This is a genomic window from Streptomyces sp. NPDC059740, from assembly GCF_042733155.1.
In the GTDB taxonomy this organism is placed as follows: Bacteria; Actinomycetota; Actinomycetes; order Streptomycetales; family Streptomycetaceae; genus Streptomyces.
Genome location: NZ_JBHWGP010000058.1, coordinates 1 through 20783, shown reverse-complemented (window position 1 = coordinate 20783; position 20783 = coordinate 1). Strand labels below are relative to the sequence as shown.

Below are 20783 nucleotides of genomic sequence, written 5' to 3'. Positions count from 1 at the left end.
CCGGGGCGGGCGTGCGCATCCCGGCCGGGGGCGGGGAGACGTGGTGACTGTGGGGCGCGGGGACGGTGGGTGGCCGCGGCGACAACCGGCCCCGGCCCCGCCCGCGCAGGCGAAGGCCGCGGCCACGCAGGAGAGCCGCCGGCCGCGCCGCCGGGAAGTCCGCGGCGCCTGCGAAAACCCGTGGCGCCCCCGTCGCCACCGCCCCTAGACTCCCGGCGTACCGGGACGGCCGAGGGCCGTCGTACGTCAGGTGACCCGTGAAGGAGGTGTCGACCGATGGCTGTCGTCGAGCCGGGCACTGCCCGCATCCGGAAGTCCGTCACGCACACCTCCGTGGCCACCGGCTGACCTCACTCCTCCTGCGCGGCACAGCGCAGGGCGCCGGGGCCACCCTTGTGAAGGGTCACCCCTTGTCCTCCTCTGCTCTGCCCGTTCCGTCCGCTCCGCATCCCCTCGCCCGCTACGGGTGGGACACCCACTGGGAGGCCGCGTTCGCCCCCCACGCCGGCACCGGCCTGGTACCCGGACGTGTGGTCCGCGTCGACCGCGGCAGGATCGACGCCGTCGTGCCGGCCGAAGACGGCGTCGAGACCGTCCTCGCCGACACCGCTCTCGTCGCCACCGGCGACCCGATGCGCGTCCCGTGCACCGGGGACTGGGCCGTCCTCGACCGCGCCAACGGGCCCGCCGGCCTCGTCCACAGCCTGCTGCCGCGCCGCACCGCGCTGGTGCGCTCGGCCTCCTCCAAACGCTCCGAGGGCCAGGTCCTCGCCGCCAACGTCGACCACGCCGTCGTCGCGGTGTCCCTGGCCGTCGAGACCGACCTCGGACGCGTCGAGCGGTTCGTGGCACTGGCGTGGGAGAGCGGGGCCCGCCCCGTCGTCGTCCTCACCAAGAGCGACCTGGTGGCGGACGCCGCCCTCGACCACCTCCTGGACGATGTCCGCGGCGTGACCCCAGGCGTCCAGGTGCTCCCCGTCAGCGCCCGCACCGGAGCGGGCCTGGACGTCCTGGCGGCCCTCCTCGCCGAGGGCACCGGCGTGCTGCTCGGCCAGTCCGGGGCGGGCAAGTCCACCCTGGCCAACGCCCTGCTCGGAAGGGACGTCCAGGAGGTGCGGGCCGCCCGGGACAGTGACGGCAAGGGCCGGCACACCACCACCACCCGCGACCTGCTGCTCCTGCCCGCCGGCGGCACGCTCATCGACACGCCCGGCCTGCGGGGCGTGGGCATGTGGGACGCCGAGGAGGGCCTGGCACGCACCTTCGCCGACGTGGCCGAACTCGCCGCCGACTGCCGCTTCCACGACTGCTCCCACCAGGCCGAACCCGGCTGCGCGGTGCTGACCGCGGTGGCCGAGGGGGCGCTGCCGGACCGCAGGCTGGAGAGCTACCGCAAGCTGGTCCGCGAGAACCGGTGGATCAACGCCAAGACCGACGTCCGCCAACGCGCGGAGATCCGCCGGGAGTGGAAGCAGAAGCAGGCCGCGGGCCGGGCCGCGGCCGACCGCAAGCGCGGCTCCCGCGGGAGGTACTGACCGGCCGCACCGGGGCCGGGCCCACCCGCCCGGCCCCACCGGCCGTACCGCGCCTCATTCCCAGACCACCGCCACCAGCCACCCCTCGCACACCACCAGGCACGAGGCCAACTCCACCAGCACGCTCGCCCCCACCGCCCGCATCACCGTGCGGGTCGAGGCCCACGCGGCACCGAACCCACCCAGCCGGACCCGCTCCAGGACCAGCAACGTCCCCACCGCCCCGGCGAAGACGCCCAGCACCGGCAGGAGCAGCCCGGCCACCACCGCGCCCACCGCCGTCCGCACCAGCAGCCGCCGGGGCACCCCCGCCTGCCGGGGGTCCCGGCCGGGCAGCAGCCACCGCAGCACCTGGCCCACCACGAGGACCACGCAGGCACCGGCCAGCACCGTCCACGCCGGCCGGTCCTGCTCGACCAGCGCCCACCAGGCCACCCCCGCCCACACCAGCAGCGGCCCCGGCACACCCCGTACGAGCACGCCCACCAGTCCGAGCGCAAGCACCAGGCCCACGGCGAACAGCTGCCAGACGCCCATGCCACCAGCGTGCCGGACCCGGCGCCGACCCGCTTCCCAGGGCCCCCACCGCCCCGGCCACCACCGACCCGGACCGCCCGCCCGTTCGCCCGACCGGCCCAGCCCGCGGTGTCCCCGGCCGGTTCGGGGGCATCCGGTGCTCCACACGAGGTGACGGGCCGGTCAGGGAGCGAGGAGCGCATGGCGAAGCAGAGCGTGGCCGAGCAGTACGTGGACGTCCTGGTACGCGCGGGGGTGAAGAGGCTCTACGGGGTCGTGGGGGACAGTCTCAACCCGGTCGTGGACGCGGTCCGGCGCAACAAGGGGATCGACTGGGTGGCGGTGCGCCACGAGGAGGCCGCGGCCTTCGCAGCCGGAGCGGAGGCGCAGGTCACCGGGAAGCTCGCGGCCTGCGCGGGTTCCTGCGGGCCGGGCAACCTGCACCTCGTCAACGGCCTCTTCGACGCGCACCGCTCCATGGCACCCGTCCTCGCCCTCGCCTCCCACATCCCCTCCACCGAGATCGGCACCACCTTCTTCCAGGAGACCCACCCCGACCGCCTCTTCGTCGAGTGCAGCCACTACAGCGAGCTGGTCTCCCACCCGGGCCAGATGCCGCGCGTGCTGCAGACCGCCATCCAGCACGCCGTCGGCCGCCGGGGCGTGGCCGTGCTCGCCCTGCCGGGTGACGTGGCGGCCCAGGAGGCGCCCACCAGCGCACCCGAGCACGCCCTCGTCACCTCCCGGCCCTCGGTCCGGCCCGGCGACGAGGAGATCACCCGGCTGGCCCGCATGATCGACGACGCCGAGAAGGTCACCCTCTTCTGCGGGGCGGGCACCGCCGGAGCCCACGCCGAGGTCATGGAGTTCGCCGAGCGGCTCAAGGCCCCCGTCGGCCACGCGCTGCGCGGCAAGGAGTGGATTCAGTACGACAACCCCTTCGACGTGGGGATGAGCGGCCTGCTGGGCTACGGCGCGGCCTACGAGGCGACGCACGAGTGCGACCTGCTGATCCTGCTGGGCACCGACTTCCCGTACAACGCCTTCCTGCCCGACGACGTGAAGATCGTCCAGGTGGACGTGCGGGCCGAACACCTGGGTCGCCGCACCAAGCTGGACCTGGCGGTCTGGGGGGACGTCCGCGAGACGCTGCGCTGCCTGAACCCGCTCGTCACGCCGAAGACCAGCCGCCGCTTCCTGGACCGCATGCTCAAGCGGCACGCCGAGGCCCTCGAAGGCGTGGTGAAGGCCTACACCCGCAAGGTCGACCGGCACGTCCCGATCCACCCCGAGTACGTCGCCTCGGTACTGGACGAGGAGGCCTCGGACGACGCGGTGTTCACCGTCGACACCGGCATGTGCAACGTCTGGGCGGCGAGGTACCTCAGCCCCAACGGCCGTCGGCGGATCATCGGTTCGTTCTCCCACGGCTCGATGGCCAACGCCCTCCCGCAGGCCATCGGCGCGCAGTTCACCGACCGGCGGCGCCAGGTGGTCACCCTCTCCGGCGACGGCGGGTTCGCGATGCTGATGGGCGAGTTCCTCACGCTCGTCCAGCACGACCTGCCCGTCAAGGTCGTGCTGTTCAACAACTCCTCGCTGGGAATGGTGGAGTTGGAGCAGATGGTCTCGGGTCTCCCGTCCCACGGGACGGCGAACACCGACACCGACTTCGCCGCGATCGCCCGCGCGGCCGGGGCGCACGGGGTCCGCGTGGAGAAGCCCAAGCAGCTGCGCGGCGCACTGCGCGAGGCGTTCCGGCACAAGGGCCCCGCCCTGGTGGACGTCGTCACCGACCCCAACGCCCTGTCCATCCCCCCGAAGATCAAGGCCGAGATGGTCACCGGCTTCGCCCTGTCGGCCAGCCGGATCGTGCTGGACGGCGGTGTGGGCCGGATGGTCCAGATGGCCAGGTCCAACCTGCGCAACCTGCCCCGGCCCTGAGAGCGGCGACAGGCCGTCGCCGGCCCGCGGACGGCGGCCCGTTTCCCTGCGGTCGGTGACCGTCCGGGCACCTCGGGTGCCCTGCTGTGGTATGGACCGCCGGCCACATGGGCATGCATGACGGGGAAGCATGTTCGACCGGATACCGGTTCCGGACGGGGGAGCGGGGGCGTGGCACCTGTGTGGCACGAGGGACACGGAAGACGGAACGGCGCCCGCAGGCGGCGTGGCGGGGCGACGGTCGCACCCCCGCCGGACACGCTGCGCCGCGAGGTGGACGGCGAGGACCTGACCCAGGTGGCGGAGGTCAGACGGGACCTGCGGCGCCTGATGGCGGGCTGGCCGGCCACCGAGAGCGAGGACGTGGCCGACGTCGCGGAACTCCTCACCAGCGAACTGGTCACCAACGCCCTGGTGCACACCGAGGGCGGCGCCGTCGTGACCGCCACCGTCACCGACCGGCTCCGCGTCGAGGTGCGGGACGCGGCCCCCCGCCCGCCGGTGGTCCGCGGGACGCACCTGGGCGGCACCTCGGGACGCGGCATGGTGCTCGTGCACCACCTCGCCGACGCCTGGGGGGTCGAGCACGACGGGCCCGGCAAGTGCGTCTGGTTCGAGCTCTCGGGCGAACAGGCCGCCTGAGGGGTCCTTGCCATATGCCCGCCCGGGCCGCGTGGTCTGGCACCGCACCTCGCGGCGTTGTCGAAAAGCCCTGGTAGCTCCGCTACGAGGACTCTCCGGCGCCTTGCGATGCACGGCACCGGACCACGCGACCTCATCGGACGCTCATATTGCAAGGACCCCTGAGGCCCCGGCCGCGCAGCCGCCGGTGCGGCCACGGTCAGCCGAACGCCCGCTCCATCTCGGCCAGCTTCGCCTCCAGCGAGTTCAGCCGGGGCAGCGTCTGGGTGTCGTCCTCAGCGGTCAGGTCGACGGTCCGCAACCTCCCGCCGCCCGGCGGGGACTCGGCCCCGGCCCCCACGGCGGGACGCGGGCGTTGCGGCAGCGGCTCCCGGTCACCGGCTATGGCAGGCTCCGCGCCGGCCTGGCCCTGCCCGACCGCACCCGAGGTGACGGCCACCTGCCGGCCGCCGCGGCTCAGGCCCCAGGAGCGGTGCTGCCGGTTCAGCGCCCGCAGCTGCGCCCGGTCCATCCGCCCCTGCTCGCGCTGGCGCTGCCGGGAGTCCTGCCGGGTACGGCGCTCCTCGCGGACCTCCTCCACGGCCTCGTCCAGGCTGCGCACGCCCTCCAGCAGCATCAACGACCAGGCGGCATAGGTCTCCCGGGGTGCCCGGAGCCAGCGGACGATGCGGATCTGCGGCAACGGCCGGGGTACCAGGCCCTGTTCGCGCAGTGCCGCCCTGCGGGTCTGCTTCAACGCACGGTCGAAGAGGACCGCGGCCGACAGCGACATGCCGGCGAAGAACTGCGGCGCCCCCGCGTGGTCCAGGCCGCGGGGCGCGTGGACCCAGTTGAACCAGGCCGCGGCACCGGCGAACGTCCACACCAGCAGCCGTGAGCCGAGCGCCGCGTCCCCGTGGCTCGCCTCCCGCACGGCGAGGACCGAGCAGAACATGGCGGCCCCGTCGAGACCGAAGGGCACCAGGTACTCCCAGCCCCCGGAGAGGTTGAGGTTCTGCTCCCCGAAACCGACGAGTCCGTGGAAGGAGAGCGCCGCCGCCACCGCCGCGCAGCAGAAGAGCAGTACGTAGGAGGCCGACCCGTACACGGCCTCCTTCCGCCGCCTGGCCTCCTCGCGGCGTTCCCAGGAGTCGTCCGCGGACGCCCCTGCGGCCGAACGCCTGCCGCGCAGGACGAGCGCCGTGGTGCCGGCCACGACCACGGCCGCCAGAGCGCCGGGCAGCAGCCAGTCCGTCGATATGTCGGTCATCCTCATCCTGGGGTGTCCCTGTTCGCTCGTCGGTCCTCAACGGGCGTCATCCTGAAGGACGGGGACGGGCGGGCGCCGGGGTTCGGGAGAAGTTCCGGAGAACGGGGGACGCGAGTGGACGGCGCAGGGCGTATCGCGGGGGAACACTCCGAACTTGTCTTCGCACAAACGAAGTTGTGTTCGCTGAAGGGGTCGGGGTGTGCGTCCGGACAGTCGGCCGGGCGAGGTGTTCCGGCCGGCTCCGACGCGTGCGCCGGACGCCGGTGCCTGCTGCCGCCGACGGGTTCTACGAGTGGGTGACGGTGGAGGCCACGAAGATGACCAGGGCCCACAGCCAGCCCTACTTCATCAGCCCGGAGGACGGGCAGGTGATGGCGTTCGCCGGCCTCCGCGAACGCCGGCGCGACCGGTCGGTGCCCGAGGGCCACCCGGCGGCATGGTTGACCAGTTGCACCCTCATCACCGCCGAGGCAACCGACGCGGCCGTCCGCGTGCACCCCAGGAAGCAGCGAGGGCCCCCAACTGCCGGCGGCCGCTGAGCAGTAGCCGTCCCCGGCGCGGACGGGCAGGCTCAGACGGCGTGGAGTCGGTCGAGCGTGCGCTGCAGCTCCTCGCGCAGACAGTCCCCCGCCGCCTCGGCGTCACCCCGCTCGATGGCGTGCACCAGCGCCTCGTGGCCGTCCACGCCGTGCGGCGGGTCCTCGGGGCGCAGCCCGATGAGGTCCACCAGGTCGATCAGCCCCTGCCGCAGCACCGGCACGAACTCGGCGAACATCCCGGTGAGCACCGGGTTGTGGGCCGCCGCCACGACGGCCGAGTGGCAGGCAATGTCGGCGTCGACGAACGCGCCGTGGTCGCCGCCGGCAGCGGCGCGCCTGCCGGCGACGGCCGCGTGCAGCGCCCGGACATCCTCGTCGTTGCGGCGGGCGGCGGCCAGCTGGGCGGCCTCCACCTCGACGAGCATGCGGACCTCGTAGACGTCGGTGACGGCCGCCTGCCGCAACCGGGTGGACCAGTCCTCGCCGGGAACGGTGGCGACCACGAAGACGCCGGCGCCCTGCCGCGCCTGCACCAGTCCCGCACCGGCCAGCGCGCGCAGCGCCTCGCGCACGGTGGAGCGGCCCACCTGGAGGGTCTTGGCCAGGGCGGTCTCCGCTGGCAGCCTGCTGCCGATCGGCCAGTGGCCTCCGGTGATCTGGTCGCGCAGGTGCCGGGTGGCCTGTTCGACCAGAGGACTGGGGCGGAGGGCGCCGATCGGCATCCTGCCATCTCCTCTCAGGTTGTCTGTGGAGCTGAGGGGCCGCAGTGTACCGCCGGTTAACAGCCGGTACGTCCGGCGGTGTCGCGCTGCGGGGTGCCGGCGGCGTGGCCCGGCGTGCCCCCGGCGGCGGAGTGCTCCTCAGCCCGCGTCGTTCGCCGCGACCGCTTCGGCCGGCTTGGGGGTGGAGACGGTGGGCGCCGCGGGCACCACGCGGTCGGGAAGCCGTACCGCGAGGACCACGGGTACCAGGAACAGGCCGACGAGCGTGTAGAAGACGACGGGCAGACCGCTGCCGTCGGCCAGCCAGCCGAACGCGGGGGAGCACAGGCCGCCCGCGGCCATCGCCAGTCCCAGCGTCAGGCCGCTGGCCGTGCCGGGGTGGTGGGGCAGGTAGTCCTGGGAGAGCGTGACCTGGGCGGCGAAGGGCAGGAACATCGCCACGCCGAACGTGACGGTGCACAGCACGAGCAGCCAGAAGGTGGGCGCCAGGGCGATGCCCGCCAGGGCGGGGAGCGCCACGAGGTAGCCGAGGCGCACCGAGGTCATCCGGCCGTGCCGGTCGCCGATCCAGCCGCCCAGCAGGGTGCCGACCGCACCGGCCGCGGTGTAGCAGGTGAGGACGGCAGCGCCGGCGGCCGTCGACTGCTGCAGGTCGCGTTGCGCGTGGAGCGAGACCATCGAGGTGACCGTGACGTAGGGGATGGACCAGCCGACGATGACCACCACCAGGCGGCCGAAGGCGCGCCAGTCGTCGCCCCGTTCGGGCTCGCCCGCCTTCGCCCCGGCCCCCGCCCCGGCCAGCGGCGTCGCCGGGGTGTGGCCCCGCCACCGCATCCAGGGGCCCTTGACCGCCCACATGGCCGCCATCACCAGCGCGGGCACCGCCAGCAGGTAACTGCTGGAGAACCCCGCCGCCCCGATGACCAGGGTCACCAGCGTCGGTGCGAGTGAGCCGCCGATCGTCCCGCCGACCGAGAAGACGCTCATGGCCTTCTGTGAGGAACCGCCGGCGGCGCGGGCCTGGCTGGTGGCCGGCGGGTGGTAGGCGGCGATCCCGATGCCGGCCAGCGCGACGCACAGCCAGGTGACCAGGTAGCTCCCGGAGAGTCCGGCGGCCACCACGCCCAGGGCCGCGGTGACGAAGCCTGCGGGCACCAGCCACGGCCGCGACCTGCGGTCGGAGAGGACGCCGAACAGCGGCTGGAAGAGGCTGGAGATGCCGCTTGCCGCGAATGCCAGCCCCGAGACCGCGGCGTAGCTGTAGTGCCGCTGCGTCATCAGGAACGGCAGCATCGCGGGGATCGCACTCTGGTACAGGTCGTTGACCACGTGCGTGCCGGCCAGGAAGCCGAGTTGCCCTTTTTTCATCTGGAACGTCGTCCTGTTCTTCAGGATGAGTGGTGAGACCTCTGCTAGTCAGGTCCTCAGAGGTGTTACCTTAGCCGACGTCCTCGGGCGCACAAAAGCGTTGCCCGGCGGGCGCGTTGGTGCGCAGGTGTCGCTGCGGCGCGCCGCTCACCACCCCCGGCCCACCTCTGCGGGCGCACCGTCCGCCGTCCCGGACGGCCGCCACGGTTCGGCCGCCTCGGACGTGTCCGGCACCGTCATCCGCCGGCTGACGGGAACCATGTGAAGGAGCTTGCGATGAGCGTCATGACCGGTGTCCACGTCTCGGCCGGACTGGCCGCACTGGAGGAGGAGGCGACGACCCTCGCCGAGTCCCTGGACGCGCTGTGCACCCGCTGGGCCCGGGGCACCGGCGCCGCCGCGCTGACCGTCCCGGCGCTGCTGCCGGTGGCCGACCTCGCCGCGCTCGAGGTCTACGAGAACTTCCCCCAACTCGCCCTCGTCGCCTCGGCGCTGGAGACGACGGCGGGCGCGGAGCAGCTCGGCCCGGAGGCCGCCGCGGGCTCCTTCGGCCCTGGGGCCCTGCAACCGGCCGCACTCGCCCTGCCCTCCAGCGCCTGCTACGGCGTCTACCTCCACCACCGCGGCCGGGAGGTCACCGGGGACGGGCGGCTGGTCACCGTGCTGGGGCAGTGCTACCGCAACGAGGACCACTTCGACGGACTGCGGCGGCTCAAGGCGTTCCGGATGCGTGAGGTCGTGGCGCTGGGGACGCCGCCGTACGTCTCCGCGCATTTCCGGGCGCGCCGAAAAAGCCCTGCGCGTGAATTGCGAGAATTCACCCGGCAGCAGCCGTCGGATATACGGAAACGTCACGGGAGGGTAGGGAGGTGGCGGGGAGCGACTCTGGTCCCCGCGAGGACGGACCGGTGCGGTCGGTGTGCGGAGCGCGCTGTCCGCGGCATGGTGGCCGGGCGTGCGCGCGGGACCGCGGGACGTGCCCCGCGGTCGGACGGGCGAAGCGGACGGGTGGCGCCGGCGTCACGGCGCCGCTGTCACCGCGGCGAGGCGGCTCCGGGCAGGCGGCCGGCGGGCGCCCCCTGGTGGCAGGAGTGCGGCGTGCGGGACCGGCGGTGCCGGTGGCAGGCCCGGGCGTCGTCGGCGGCCTGCGCGTGCGGCGTCGGTGGGAGAGAGGGCCCGCACGCGCCGGGCGGCTGCCGGCGCGGGGCGGTGCCGAAGGCGTGTTCCGGCCCGTTGGCGGTCGTGCGGAGAGGCCGCCGCGCCGGCGTCGCACCTGTCGGCGCCGGCGGATCGCCCCTGCGGTGTCCGCTGCCCCGCCGCTGTCTGCGGGACGGATCTGCCTGCTGCTCCGTTGTCACCGTTGCACCCCCGTGCGGTCGAGCAGAGACCTGCCCCATCTGCTAGTCAGGTCGCCAGACAAGTAACGTAATTGATCAAGTTCTGACCGGCAATCAGCGTCCCACAGTGTGGACTCGATCGTGCCCGACGCCCGCTCGGGCCTCCCGCGGGACGACCTGACGGCGGAACCGCCGTGGCGCCAGGTCGCGGCACAAAGGCCCCGGTCAGCGCCTCCCCCCGCACGCGCACGCGGCGGCCCCGGCACGGTTGCCGGGGCCGCCGCTCACACCGCCACGTCAGCGGACGGGTCTGCGGGCGCGCACCGCCCAGCGTCCCTCGATCCGGTCCAACGTGACCGGGTAGTCGAAGCACTTGCTGACCTGGTCGCCGGTCAGCAGCCCCGCCACCTCCCCGGCAGCCAGCAGCCGGCCCGCGCGCAGCAGCGCCGCGTGGGTGATCGTGCCGGGCAGCTCCTCCAGGTGGTGGGTGACCAGCACCGTCGCCAACTCCGGGTACATCTCCGGCAGCAGGTTCAGGTGGTCGATCAGCTGCTCCCGCCCCGCCAGGTCCAGGCCCGTCGCGGGCTCGTCCAGCAGCAGCACCCGCGGGCGGGGCAGCAGGGCTCGCGCGATCAGGGCGCGGCCGCGCTCCCCCTGGGACAGGGTGGGCCAGCGGGCCTCACTGCGGTGGCCCAGCCCCAGCACCTCGATCAGCCGGTCGGCCTCGGTCTGCAGCTCGGCCGCGGGCGTCCAGCGCGGTGGCGGCTCGATGCTGCCGGTGCTGCCGGTCAGGACGACCTGCCGGACCGTGAGCGGACTGCGCAGCGGGTGCCGCGGGTTGACGTGCCCGATGTCCCGGTGCAGCTCGCGCATGTCCACGCGGCCCAGTCGGCGCCCGAGGACGTGCACGGTGCCGCGCGTGGGGTGGGTGCGCGCCCCCAGCAGGGAGAGCAGCGTGCTCTTCCCGGCCCCGTTGGGGCCGAGCAGCGCCCAGTGCTCTCCCGCCTCGACGGACAGTGCCACCTCGGTGAGGATCTGCTGGCCGTCGCGGACCAGGTCCACGCCGTCCGCCTGCAGGACGCTCACGCGTCCCCCTCGGCGGGGTGGGAGCGGTTGACGGCGGCCATGACCGCGTTCACGCCGGCCGCCACGATGGAGGTGCCGGTGCCGGCGCCCCACCGGCTGCCCCGGTCGCTCACCTCGCAGTGCACGTACGCCACCGCCTCGCCGCTGCTGCCCGTGGAGATGGCGTGCTGGCTGTAGGAGAGAATGTCGACGACCACGCCCGCCTCCCGCAGTGCGGCCGTCAGGGCGGCGAGCGGCCCGTTGCCGGTGCCCCGTACCGCCGTGGCGCCGGCGGGCGTGGTCAGCGTGGCGGTGAACTCCTGGGTGCCGTCCTCGCCGTGGGGGCCGACGTTCCACTCGCCGAGGGTGCACGGACCGGCGGTCGCGGGGGCGGTGTAGGTCTCGTCGAACAGCGCCTTGAGGTCCTTGTGGGAGATCTCCTGCTTGGTGTCGTCGGTAACGTGCTGCACCGTGCGGGAGAAGTCGACCCGCATGCGCTGCGGCAGGTCCAGGCCGTGGTGCGTCTGCAGCAGGTGGGCGATGCCGCCCTTGCCGGACTGCGAGTTGACGCGGATGACCTCCTCGTAGGTGCGGCCGATGTCGGCCGGGTCGATGGGCAGGTACGGCACGTCCCACGGCGCGACCTCCGGCGCCACGCCCAGCTCGGCCGCCTGCTTGGTGTGGGCGATCATGCCCTTGGCGATCGCGTCCTGGTGGGTGCCGGAGAAGGCCGTGTGCACCAGGTCCCCGCCGTAGGGGTGCCGGGGGTGGACGGACATGCGGATGCACTCCTCCACACCGGCCCGGACGGTGTCGATGTCGGAGAGGTCGATCATCGGGTTGACGCCCTGGGTGTACAGGTTGAGCAGCAGCGTGACCAGGTCCACGTTGCCGGTGCGCTCGCCGTTGCCGAACAGGCAGCCCTCCACGCGCTGGGCCCCGGCCAGGACGGCGAGTTCGGCGCAGGCCACGCCGGTGCCGCGGTCGTTGTGCGGGTGCACCGAGAGGATGACGCCGTCCCGGCGGGCCAGGTTCTTGTGCATCCACTCGATCTGGTCCGCGTACACGTTCGGGGTGGAGATCTCCACCGTCGCCGGCAGGTTGACCACCACCGGACGCTCCGGCGTGGCCTGCCACAGACCCGTGACGGCGTCGCAGACCTCCAGCGCGTAGTCGGGTTCGGTGGCGTTGAAGACCTCGGGAGAGAACTCGAACCGGACGTCGGCGTCGGGCAGTTCCTCGTCGGCGCGGCGCATCAGGTACTCTGCGGCCCGCAGGATCAGCTCCTTGTGCTCGCGCCGGTCCTTCTGCAGGACGATCTCCCGCCAGACCGGGGCACTCGGGGTGTACATGTGCAGCAGCACACGCGGCAGGCCCCTGACGGACTCGATCGTGCGGTCGATCAACTCCGTGCGCGCGGGGGTGAAGACGCTGATCGTCATGTCCTCCGGCACCGCACCGCTCTCGGCGAGGTGGCGCACGAAGTCGAAGTCCGTCTGGCTGGCCGAGGGGTAGGCGACCTCGATCTCCTTGAACCCCATCACGGCCAGCAGGTCGAACAGCCGCCGCTTGCGGGGGGTGTCCATCGGCTCCGGCAGGGCCTGGTTGCCGTCCCGCAGGTCCACCGGGACCCACAGCGGCGGCGTCTCGATCTGCCGGGCCGGCCAGTCCCGCTGCTCCAACCGGGGCAGCGGCACACGCTGGTGGGCGGGCCGGTAGCGGTGGTGCGGCATCGCGGAGGGACGCTGCGGGTTCCAGGCGGGCGCGCCGGGCGGGACGTCGCCGGCGGGGGTGCGCAGTTGCGGGAAGGCGGACACGTCGGTCACGGGGCTCTCCATCGTCGGGGTGTGCCACAAGGTGACCGGCACGCGAAGACCCCGCTGCGGGGTGCCGGTCACACGCTGGACAAAACCCCGCAGCGGCAGCCAAGAAGAAGCAGCTCACGCAGCGACATGCTCGGCACAGTAGCGATACATCTGCTCCGCAGACAAGCTGAGGCCATGAGAGGAGGAGGTGTGAGGGTACTTCGGGGCGCGCGGCCCCCGGCGGACGCCGGGTGGCGCCACCCGGCCCGGTAGCCTCCTTGTGGAGCGGCGACTAAGCTGTCTGAGCTCAGCTCTGCAGACAACCAGAGAGGTCCTGCCCGGATGCCGCTCGGCGCCCTCCGCCCCAGTCCCTTGGTCGAACAGGCCACCCAGCAACTCCGCGACCAGATCACCGGGGGCGACTGGCCGGTGGGCACCAAGCTCCCGGGGGAGACCACGCTCGCCAAGACCCTGGGGGTGGGCCGCTCCACCGTCCGGGAGGCCCTGCGCGCCCTGGCCGGAGCCGGGTTGGTCCAGGCCCGGCAGGGCGCGGGCGTCTTCGTCATCGCGGTCGATCCCGAGGAGGACTGGCCCACCAGGCTGCGCCAGGCCGCCGTCACCGACGTCTACGAAGTGCGCATGCTCATCGAGGTGGAGGCTGCGCAGCTGGCGGCGCAACGCCGCACCGACGAGGACCTGACCGCCCTCGACGCGGCCCTGGCCCGTCGCCGGGAGGCCGCCGAGGGGAGCAACGCCGACTTCGTCGACGGCGACATCGCGCTGCACGCCGCCGTGGTCGCCGCGGCACACAACCCGGTGCTCACCGGACTGTTCGCGGAGTTCCTCCCCGTACTGCGCCAGGGGTTGATCGACCTGGTCGAACTCCTCCAGCTCCGGCCCGGCGGACAGCACCACGGCGACGACGGGCACGCCGCCCTCGTCGCGGCCATCGCCGAAGGTGACGCGGCCGCCGCCGGCAGCTCCCTGCGCCGGGAGTTGCGGCAGACCCTCGCCCAACTGCACGCCGCATGAGACCACTTCGCTCCGGAGGTGCGCCCCCGTGTCCGACGCCCCCGTGGTAGCCGACTATCCGGCGCCGGAGCCCGCCGCCACTGCCTGGAAGGCCCTCTTCCTCCCGCACTCGGGCGGTTCCGCGGCCTCCTACCGGACACTGGCACACCACCTGGCCGGTGCGGCGCGGACGGCGGGTGTCGAGTACCCCGGACGTGGCCGGCGGTCCGCAGCCCCGCTCTTCACCGACCTCCACGCACTGGCGGACGAGGTGGCCGAGGCCGTCGCCGCGTGGCGCGAGGACGCCCCGCTGCTGCTCTTCGGCCACAGCCTCGGCGCGGCGGTGGCCTACGAGGTCGTGCGCCGGACGCCTGCCCGGCACCGCACCGTCCTGGTGGTCTCCGGCCACCCCGCGCCCTCGCACCTGAGCCTCTCCGAGCTCCTCCGGACCGGCAGCGAGGACCCGGTCCCCGACCCGGCGCAGGACCCGGTGGTCGCCCTGGTGGCACGGCTCGGCGGTGACGGCGCGGCGCTGCTCGCCCACCCGACGCTGCGCCACCTCTTCCTGCCCGTCATCCGGAGCGACCTCACCGCCCACAGCCGCTACCGGCCGGAGCGGGGAGCCAGGGTCGACTGCCCGGTCCTCGCCCTCACCGGCGACGCCGACCCGCTGACCGACGAGGCCGGCACGCGGGCATGGGCGCGGCACACCACGGCCGGCTTCCGCCACCACTCCTTCGCCGGCGGCCACTTCTTCCCCACCGAGCACGCCGGGGAGGTGGCGGCGGTGCTGCGCGAGACGATGGCCGGCGCTCCCGCCGGCACCGCGGTCATCTGAGGAGGCGCGCCGGCGGCCCGGCACCGGCGCCGCGGCACCCCGCCGGCTGCCCCGGGCGGTTGCCGCCCCTCAGTCGCGCCCGCATCCCGCCGGGGGCACCGTCGCGGGGTCGCGGGCGAGGTCGAAGGCGGTGAAGGCGCCGGGGGCGTCGAGGTAGCCGCGCAGGCCGAGGGCGGAGTAGTCCATCAGCGGCTGCGGCAGCGCCCCCAGCGGCGCCCACCGGAGCCCGCGGCACTTCTCCGGTTCCCGGTTGGCGGGCTCGCCGGTCCAGCTCCGCACCTCGTAGAAGACGCCCAGGTGCCAGGTGCTGCCGTGCCGGGCCTGGACCGTGTGGGCCAGCCGCATGCCGGACGGGTCCAGGGCGACGCCCAGTTCCTCGGCCGCCTCGCGGACCGCGGCGGCGTGTGCCGTCTCCTCCGGGTGGACCTTCCCGCAGGGCAGCGCCCACTGGCCCCGTCCGTAGGCCTCGGCGTCGCGCAGGCCGAACAGCACCTCCTCCCCGCGCCGCAGGATCAGGTGGACGTCGAGGTCCGCGGTGGCGGCGGTCATGTCGTGGCTTCCTTCTCGGCGTTGTGGGCCTTGTCGGTGAGGACGGTGCGCAGGGCCTCGGGGTCCGTCGCCGCGTAGTGGTGGGCGACCCGCGCCAGCCACCGGACTTCGGACACCAAGGTGTCACCGGCCCCGGTGGGGACGTCACCGGGGGTCGGGGCCGGGCTCCCCCCGCCGGCCCTGGCGGCCAGTGCGGCCCGCGCCCAACAGGCCTCGGCGGCCGCGGCCAGGTCGTCGGCGCAGGCCCCCGCTGAGGCGTGGGCGCAGGCGTGTCGCCGGGCCCGCTCGTACAGGTCGGGAGGCCCGTGGTACGCCAGTTCGGCGAAGACGTCCCGGATCTCGGTGACCCACCTGCCGAGGCGGTCGGTCACCGACTGGTCGGGGCCGGCGACGTCCACCAGGCGGTCGAGGGCCGGCAGCCACCTGCCCGGCAGACTCCGCGACGGCGGCCGCATGACGGGGGCGGGCACGGCCAGGGCCAGGTCGCGCCAGAGGGGGTGCAGACGCGCCAGGGACCGCAGGGCTCGGACGCGGTCCACGACCGAGCGGCAGGCCGGGACCGTCGCGCCCAGGAGCAGCAGGGGGAAGAGCACCAGCAACAGCGTCTCCGTGACGTTCTCCTCCAGGTCGCCCAGGGCGGTCGAGGGGGTGACGGCGGCGGCGTACACCGCGTACGCGGTGCGGAGCACGGCGTACAGGTCCGCCAGCAGCATGGCGGCGGTCATCATCCCGAGTCCCGTGCGCAGCAGGCCGCCAGGGGCCCGGCGGGCCGCCAGCCCCCACTGGTAGAGGCACACGCCGGCGGTCGCGCCCATGTAGAGGTAGATCAGGGTCATGTAGGCGGCCATGCCGGGGTCGCCCGCGTGTCCGGTGATGAAGTGCTCGGTGGGTCTGCTGCGGTCGATGGCGAAGAAGAAGAGGAGGACCAGTCCGACGACGGTGACGGCCGCGGCCCGTGTGGCGACGCGGGAGACGGTGCGGGCCACCCGCACGTAGCGGGGCGGCTCCGGCTCGGTGTGGTGGCTGTACATCGCCGTGACCATCAGCAGCAGGGCGTTGATGCCGCCGATGGCGATGACGTGCTTCACCAGGCTGGACAGGTCGTTGACGCCCGAGCGGTCCAGGCCGTGGTCGACCGCCGGTGTCTTGAGGGTCCACACCAGCGCGAAGCCCAGGAAGCAGCTCCACAGCGCCCGTCTGCGGGTGTCCCCCCACAGTGCCGACGGCAGCCGCCACAGGACGGCCGCCCAGAACAGGCCGAGCACGCCGTAGGAAACCAGGGTCACTTCTGCGTCCTCCGACGGCGTGCGAAGGGGTGGGAGAGGGTGTCGTCCAGGCCCCTGAGGAGTGCGTCGCCGCTCCCGCTCTCCTCCTGCCGGGCCGCCCAGTCGCGGATGATCGAGGCGGACAGCTCGGTGTGCAGCTCCTGCTCGCTCCCGTACGTCGTACGGGCCGCCATGGGGACCCCGCGGGTGAACCGGGCGATCAGTCCGGTCCCGAGGTGGGGCATCATGTGCCGCAGCTCCTCCGGCCCGACCGTCCCGCCGTGGTCGAACCATTCGTGGACCAGCTCGTGGAGGATCACCTGGCCCTGGTGGTAGGGCGTGCTGCGCAGCGGGAAGAGCACCAGGCTGGCGCTGCTGCTGAGCTTGACCCGCAGACCGCACGCCGAGCCGGGGGCGGTGAGCGCCGGCGGCATCGGGCGCAGCAGGATGCGGCGCCCCAGCCGCGCCTCCATCTCGCGGACGAGGGCGGGAATGCCGAACGGGTCGGGGATCGGGAAGTCCGCGAGACTTCGTTCGAGCTGTTTGCGCAGCCGGCGCAGGGACATGGGCACCTCGGCGGTCGGGTGGCGACGTTCAGGCCGCACGGCGGGGAGGGTCGGGCACGGCGGCGCCGCTCACTGCTCGTCCTCCTGCGAGAACTCCGCGGTGACCTCGTTGAGATAGGCGAGCAGCTCGGCCGACAGCCCCTCGGTCACGCCGCGTCCGGCAAGCCCCAGCACGTCGCCCCGGTGGATCGCGCGCAGGAAGTCCAGCGACTCGGTGACGCGCCGGACGACCTCGTCCTGCGTCTCGAAGAACAGCTTGTCCACGCCGAAGAAGCCCGCGACGGCCTCGATGATGTCCTCGTCGGGCACGTACGGCTCGCCCGTCCTCGGCGACGGCGCCCCCGTGCGCATCTTCCACAACGTCGTGTGCGAGATGACCTGCCGCCGGTGGTACGCGTTGATGGCCGCGACGACCGCTCTGTCCGAGGGGTCGGCGTCCTCACCCCAGGGCGCCTCCCCGGGAGGGAAGGCGTACCTGATCAGGTACTCCAGCTTTTCGGCCAGCGTCTGCGGTGGGCCCACCCGGTGCTCCCCTTCGCCGTTCATCGCCTTCCCCGTCCTGTGGACTGCCCCTGCCGCGCCGCCGCGCGGGCGGAGGCGCGACTGCCTGAGCCCATTGTCCCCTCCGGGCCGGTGCGACCGGACGGGGCCTGTGCGGCGGCAGGTTGCGGAACCACTCCGACCGCTGTTTAATCCAAAAAACACGCGGGAGGGCGGCAGATGCGCCGGACCGACCGCCTGGAGCTCCACCCGAGGTGAGGGTGGCTCCGCACGTCCCCACGGGGGTGGGACGTGCGGGGTCGGTGCCCTCGATGCGTCGGAGCCTGAGGAGTCGGCCCACGCGAGCGCGTTGACCAGGTGGTCCCGCGGTGCGCCGGGCCGGCGGCGCACGGTGGCGACCGCGGACGCCTTCGGACGATCCCCGTGGCGGACTGCTGGTCCAGCCGCGCCCGGTCGGACGTGGCCCGGGGCTCCCGGTCCTGCTGCCGGCTGCCGGAGGCCGGTCAGAACTTGCCGAGCGTCAGCGCCAACTCGTCCGCCAGGCGGGCGAGGTTCTTCCAACCCTTCGTACGGGCAGGCGCGTTGAGGGCGGGTCAGGCGGTGGGGAGGCGTGGCTTCGGGCTGACCTCACACCGGCCGCCCCGCCCCCCCGTCGTGCGGGGCGCCATGCGTTCCGTCGCCGCCGCGTCGGCGTGGCCCGCGAACGGCGCCGGCACGTCCAGCGCCGGGGAGTCCTGCCCGACCAGGTCCGCGTCCGGCCCCCGCGCAGCGGCTCGCGTGGTCGGCGTCAGTCCTGCGGTCGTGCCGGGGCGTCCGCCGATGCCTGCGGGGCTCCCGGGTTCAGCCGGTAAGCGATGTTCCGCGCCGCCGCGGTGATCTGCTCGTCGGTGGCGTCCAGGCCCTGCGCCGCGAAGTAGGTGATGTTGACGCTCAGCAGCGCCACCCGGATGCGCAGGGCCTCCTCCACGGTGGCGTCGGGGCCGGTGAGGGCGGCGAAGAGGTCGCCCAGGCGGTCGAAGGCGTTCTCCCGGCCGGGGTGGAGCTCCTTGACCACGTGTCGGTTGGCGAAGGCGAAACGCATGGCCAGCAGTCCCGGTCCGGAGGCGAGGGCCAGCATCCGGTCGATCACCTCGCCGCGCGCCTCCGGGGTCGGCTGCTGCTCCTCGGCCCAGGCGACGAGGTCCTCCAGGGCGGTGAGGTGGTCGTCGAAGAGGGACCGGACGATGTCGTCCTTGCTGGGGAAGTGGTAGTACAGCGCCGCCTTGGTGATCCCCAGGCGCTCGGCGATCTCCCGGAGCGAGGTCGCCTCGTAGCCCTGTTCGGTGAAGAGCTCCAGGGCCACCTCGCGGATCTCGTCCTTGGTGTGGCTGCCTCGCCGGTGTGCCGTACGCGCCATCTGTGCTCCGCCTTCCCGTGTGCCCCCCGCCGAGGTGAACCCGCCCCCGGCATCGTCGCCGGTGGGCCCGCGTTTGACCAACTTACCGTGCGGCAAGTAATCTACTGACCGACAGGTAAGTTCTGGGTCCGGTGCCGGCCGTCGCGAGTTCGCGAGCCGGTGGACGCCGGAGATCGCCGAGCTGCCGGTCGGCCCGCCCTGCCGGCGCGGTGGGCGCCGGCCCGGCCGCGGTCGGACCCGCAGTGACCGTCGCAGCGAACAGCTGACAGACCGTGGACACGTAGAGAAAGGCGACGCCGTGGCGCAGGCATCCGCGCCCCCCGTCGAGGGGGCTCCCGCACGCTTCACCCACCGCGAGATCATGGTCACCATGGGTGGCCTGGTCATCGCGATGCTGCTGGCCATGCTCGACAACATGATCGTGGCCCCCGCCCTGCCGACCATCGTCGGCGACCTGGGCGGTCTTGAGCACCTGGCCTGGGTGACCACCGGCTACATCCTCGCGTCGACCGTGGCCACCCCGATCTGGGGCAAGCTCGGCGACCTGCTGGGCCGCCGGTTCACCTTCCTCAGCTCGATCGTGATCTTCCTGGTCGGTTCGGCGCTCTGCGGCATGTCGCAGAACATGGGCGAACTCGTCGGGTTCCGCGCCCTGCAGGGCCTGGGCGCCGGCGGTCTGATGGTCGGCGTCATGGCGGTGGTCGCGGAGATCGTGCCGCCCCGCGAACGCGGCAAGTACCAGGGCGTGATGATGGCCGTCATGCCGGTCGCCATGATCGGCGGCCCGCTCGCCGGCGGCTTCATCACCGACCACCTCACCTGGCGCTGGGCCTTCTACGTCAACCTGCCGCTCGGCGTCGTCGCGCTGTTCGTGTGCTGGTTCACCCTGGCCAAGCTGGGACGCGGCACCGGCCGGGTGCGCATCGACTGGACGGGTGCGGCGCTGCTCACCGTCTGGATCACCGCACTGGTCCTCATCACCAGCTGGGGCGGCAGCCAGTACGACTGGGGCTCGGTCCAGATCATCGGGCTCGCGGTCCTCACCGTGATCGGCTTCGTCGCCTTCGTCCTCGTCGAGCGGCGCGCGGCCGAGCCGATCATGCCGCTCACGGTCTTCCGTGACCGCAACTTCTCGTTGGCCGGTGCGCTCAGCTTCATCGTCGGCTTCGCGCTGTTCGGCGGCGTGACCTTCCTGCCGCAGTTCCAGCAGTTCGTGCAGGGCGCCTCGGCGACCAACAGCGGCCTGCTGCTGATGCCGATGATGGCCGCCACCATGGTCGTCTCCCTCGCCGGCGGTGCCCTGGTCAGCAGGACCGGCCGCTACCGGGCCCTGCCCATCGCGGGCACCGTGCTCATGGCGGGCGGCCTCGGCCTCTTCGCCACGATGGACACCGACACCTCGCGCACCATGACCTCGCTGTACATGGTGGTCCTCGGCGCCGGCATGGGCTGCCTCATGCAGACCACCATGCTCATCGCGCAGAACAGCGCCCCGCTGCGGGACATGGGCGCGGCCACCGGTGCCGCGACCTTCCTGCGCAACATGGGTGGTTCGCTCGGCGTCTCCGTCCTGGGCGCCATCTACACCAGCACCCTGACCGACCACTTCTCCTCCGTCCCCGGTGCCGCGGCCGGCGGCAACGGCGGCGGGGTGGCCCAGATGACCCCGCAGGTCCTGCGCGGACTGCCGGAGGCGGTGCGGCACCTCTTCCAGCAGGCCGTGACCGACGGCGTCGGCGCCGTCTTCGCCTGGGGCGCCGCGGTGGCCGTCGTCGGCTTCCTGGTCTCCCTCTTCATCCGCCACGTCCCGCTGCGCGGGTTCGCCGCGCCGGCCGCGGAGAACCCGGCGGTCCCGGGCAGCCACCTGGAGAGCGACAAGCCGGCTCCGGTCGCCGGCTGACCCCCGCGCCGGGCCGCCCCCTCCCGGGGCGGCCC

Annotated in this window: 19 protein-coding genes; 8 read left to right on the top strand and 11 right to left on the bottom strand. The window is 73.5% G+C overall.

Annotated elements, in window-relative coordinates:
• Positions 1-410: 410 nt before the first annotated feature.
• Positions 411-1535: a ribosome small subunit-dependent GTPase A gene (gene rsgA / locus ACFV3R_RS32635; protein ID WP_385590698.1), complete on the top strand. Its 1125-nt coding sequence runs from the start codon at positions 411-413 to the stop codon at positions 1533-1535.
• Between the two features lie 54 nt (positions 1536-1589).
• On the opposite strand, the gene ACFV3R_RS32630 is transcribed toward rsgA, so the two are convergent.
• Complete coding sequence (locus ACFV3R_RS32630) at positions 1590-2072, bottom strand: DUF456 domain-containing protein (RefSeq protein ID WP_385590696.1); 483 nt, start codon at positions 2070-2072, stop codon at positions 1590-1592.
• Positions 2073-2252: 180 nt separating this feature from the next.
• Between ACFV3R_RS32630 and ACFV3R_RS32625 the strand changes: the two genes are divergently transcribed.
• Together ACFV3R_RS32625 and ACFV3R_RS32620 are read left to right on the top strand one after the other, a co-directional pair.
• Positions 2253-3995, top strand: coding sequence for a pyruvate dehydrogenase (locus ACFV3R_RS32625; RefSeq protein WP_385590694.1), 1743 nt, complete (start codon positions 2253-2255; stop codon positions 3993-3995).
• 171 nt (positions 3996-4166) lie between these two features.
• The gene (locus tag ACFV3R_RS32620; protein WP_385590692.1) at positions 4167-4637 is read left to right on the top strand and encodes an ATP-binding protein; all 471 of its coding nucleotides are present in this window, start codon (positions 4167-4169) and stop codon (positions 4635-4637) included.
• A 199-nt stretch (positions 4638-4836) separates the two neighbouring features.
• Here ACFV3R_RS32620 and ACFV3R_RS32615 read toward each other — a convergent pair whose 3' ends face one another.
• Complete coding sequence (locus ACFV3R_RS32615; RefSeq protein ID WP_385590690.1) at positions 4837-5892, bottom strand: DUF2637 domain-containing protein; 1056 nt, start codon at positions 5890-5892, stop codon at positions 4837-4839.
• A 257-nt stretch (positions 5893-6149) separates the two neighbouring features.
• Here ACFV3R_RS32615 and ACFV3R_RS32610 point away from each other — a divergent pair, with 257 nt between their 5' ends.
• Positions 6150-6425: an SOS response-associated peptidase family protein gene (locus ACFV3R_RS32610; RefSeq protein ID WP_385590688.1), complete on the top strand. Its 276-nt coding sequence runs from the start codon at positions 6150-6152 to the stop codon at positions 6423-6425.
• A 32-nt stretch (positions 6426-6457) separates the two neighbouring features.
• Here the strand turns inward: ACFV3R_RS32610 and ACFV3R_RS32605 are convergent, their stop codons facing one another.
• Positions 6458-7147, bottom strand: a complete 690-nt coding sequence (locus ACFV3R_RS32605; RefSeq protein ID WP_385590686.1) for a FadR/GntR family transcriptional regulator — start codon at positions 7145-7147, stop codon at positions 6458-6460.
• A 138-nt stretch (positions 7148-7285) separates the two neighbouring features.
• Positions 7286-8515: an MFS transporter gene (locus tag ACFV3R_RS32600; protein ID WP_385590684.1), complete on the bottom strand. Its 1230-nt coding sequence runs from the start codon at positions 8513-8515 to the stop codon at positions 7286-7288.
• A gap of 276 nt (positions 8516-8791) precedes the next feature.
• On the opposite strand from ACFV3R_RS32600, the gene ACFV3R_RS32595 reads away from it, so the two are divergent.
• On the top strand, positions 8792-9919 hold the full coding sequence (locus tag ACFV3R_RS32595) for a hypothetical protein (protein WP_385590682.1): 1128 nt from the start codon (positions 8792-8794) through the stop codon (positions 9917-9919).
• Between the two features lie 230 nt (positions 9920-10149).
• Here ACFV3R_RS32595 and ACFV3R_RS32590 read toward each other — a convergent pair whose 3' ends face one another.
• Both ACFV3R_RS32590 and leuA read right to left on the bottom strand, forming a co-directional pair.
• The gene (locus ACFV3R_RS32590) at positions 10150-10938 is read right to left on the bottom strand and encodes an ABC transporter ATP-binding protein (RefSeq protein WP_385590680.1); all 789 of its coding nucleotides are present in this window, start codon (positions 10936-10938) and stop codon (positions 10150-10152) included.
• Positions 10935-12755 carry a 2-isopropylmalate synthase gene (gene leuA / locus ACFV3R_RS32585; protein WP_385590678.1) on the bottom strand — a complete coding sequence of 607 codons (1821 nt, stop codon included), beginning with the start codon at positions 12753-12755 and terminating at the stop codon, positions 10935-10937. The genes ACFV3R_RS32590 and leuA overlap by 4 nt, the downstream gene beginning before the upstream one ends.
• A gap of 309 nt (positions 12756-13064) precedes the next feature.
• Here leuA and ACFV3R_RS32580 point away from each other — a divergent pair, with 309 nt between their 5' ends.
• Positions 13065-13754, top strand: coding sequence for a FadR/GntR family transcriptional regulator (locus ACFV3R_RS32580; protein ID WP_385590676.1), 690 nt, complete (start codon positions 13065-13067; stop codon positions 13752-13754).
• A 28-nt stretch (positions 13755-13782) separates the two neighbouring features.
• Positions 13783-14571: a thioesterase II family protein gene (locus ACFV3R_RS32575; protein WP_385590674.1), complete on the top strand. Its 789-nt coding sequence runs from the start codon at positions 13783-13785 to the stop codon at positions 14569-14571.
• A gap of 69 nt (positions 14572-14640) precedes the next feature.
• On the opposite strand, the gene ACFV3R_RS32570 is transcribed toward ACFV3R_RS32575, so the two are convergent.
• From ACFV3R_RS32570 to ACFV3R_RS32550, 5 genes are all read right to left on the bottom strand, one after another.
• Positions 14641-15120, bottom strand: a complete 480-nt coding sequence (locus ACFV3R_RS32570) for an NUDIX domain-containing protein (RefSeq protein WP_385590672.1) — start codon at positions 15118-15120, stop codon at positions 14641-14643.
• A complete protein-coding gene (locus tag ACFV3R_RS32565) occupies positions 15117-16406 on the bottom strand; it encodes an MAB_1171c family putative transporter (RefSeq protein ID WP_385590670.1) in 1290 nt (429 codons plus the stop codon). Before ACFV3R_RS32565 ends, ACFV3R_RS32570 begins: the two co-directional genes overlap by 4 nt.
• Complete coding sequence (locus ACFV3R_RS32560) at positions 16403-16990, bottom strand: toxin (protein WP_385590668.1); 588 nt, start codon at positions 16988-16990, stop codon at positions 16403-16405. Before ACFV3R_RS32560 ends, ACFV3R_RS32565 begins: the two co-directional genes overlap by 4 nt.
• 30 nt (positions 16991-17020) lie before the next feature.
• Positions 17021-17497, bottom strand: coding sequence for a hypothetical protein (locus tag ACFV3R_RS32555; protein ID WP_385590666.1), 477 nt, complete (start codon positions 17495-17497; stop codon positions 17021-17023).
• 742 nt (positions 17498-18239) lie between these two features.
• Positions 18240-18848, bottom strand: coding sequence for a TetR/AcrR family transcriptional regulator (locus ACFV3R_RS32550; protein WP_385590664.1), 609 nt, complete (start codon positions 18846-18848; stop codon positions 18240-18242).
• Positions 18849-19146: 298 nt separating this feature from the next.
• Between ACFV3R_RS32550 and ACFV3R_RS32545 the strand changes: the two genes are divergently transcribed.
• Positions 19147-20748 (top strand): MDR family MFS transporter, encoded by a 1602-nt coding sequence (locus ACFV3R_RS32545; protein ID WP_385590662.1) that lies wholly within the window; start codon positions 19147-19149, stop codon positions 20746-20748.
• Positions 20749-20783: the final 35 nt, after the last annotated feature.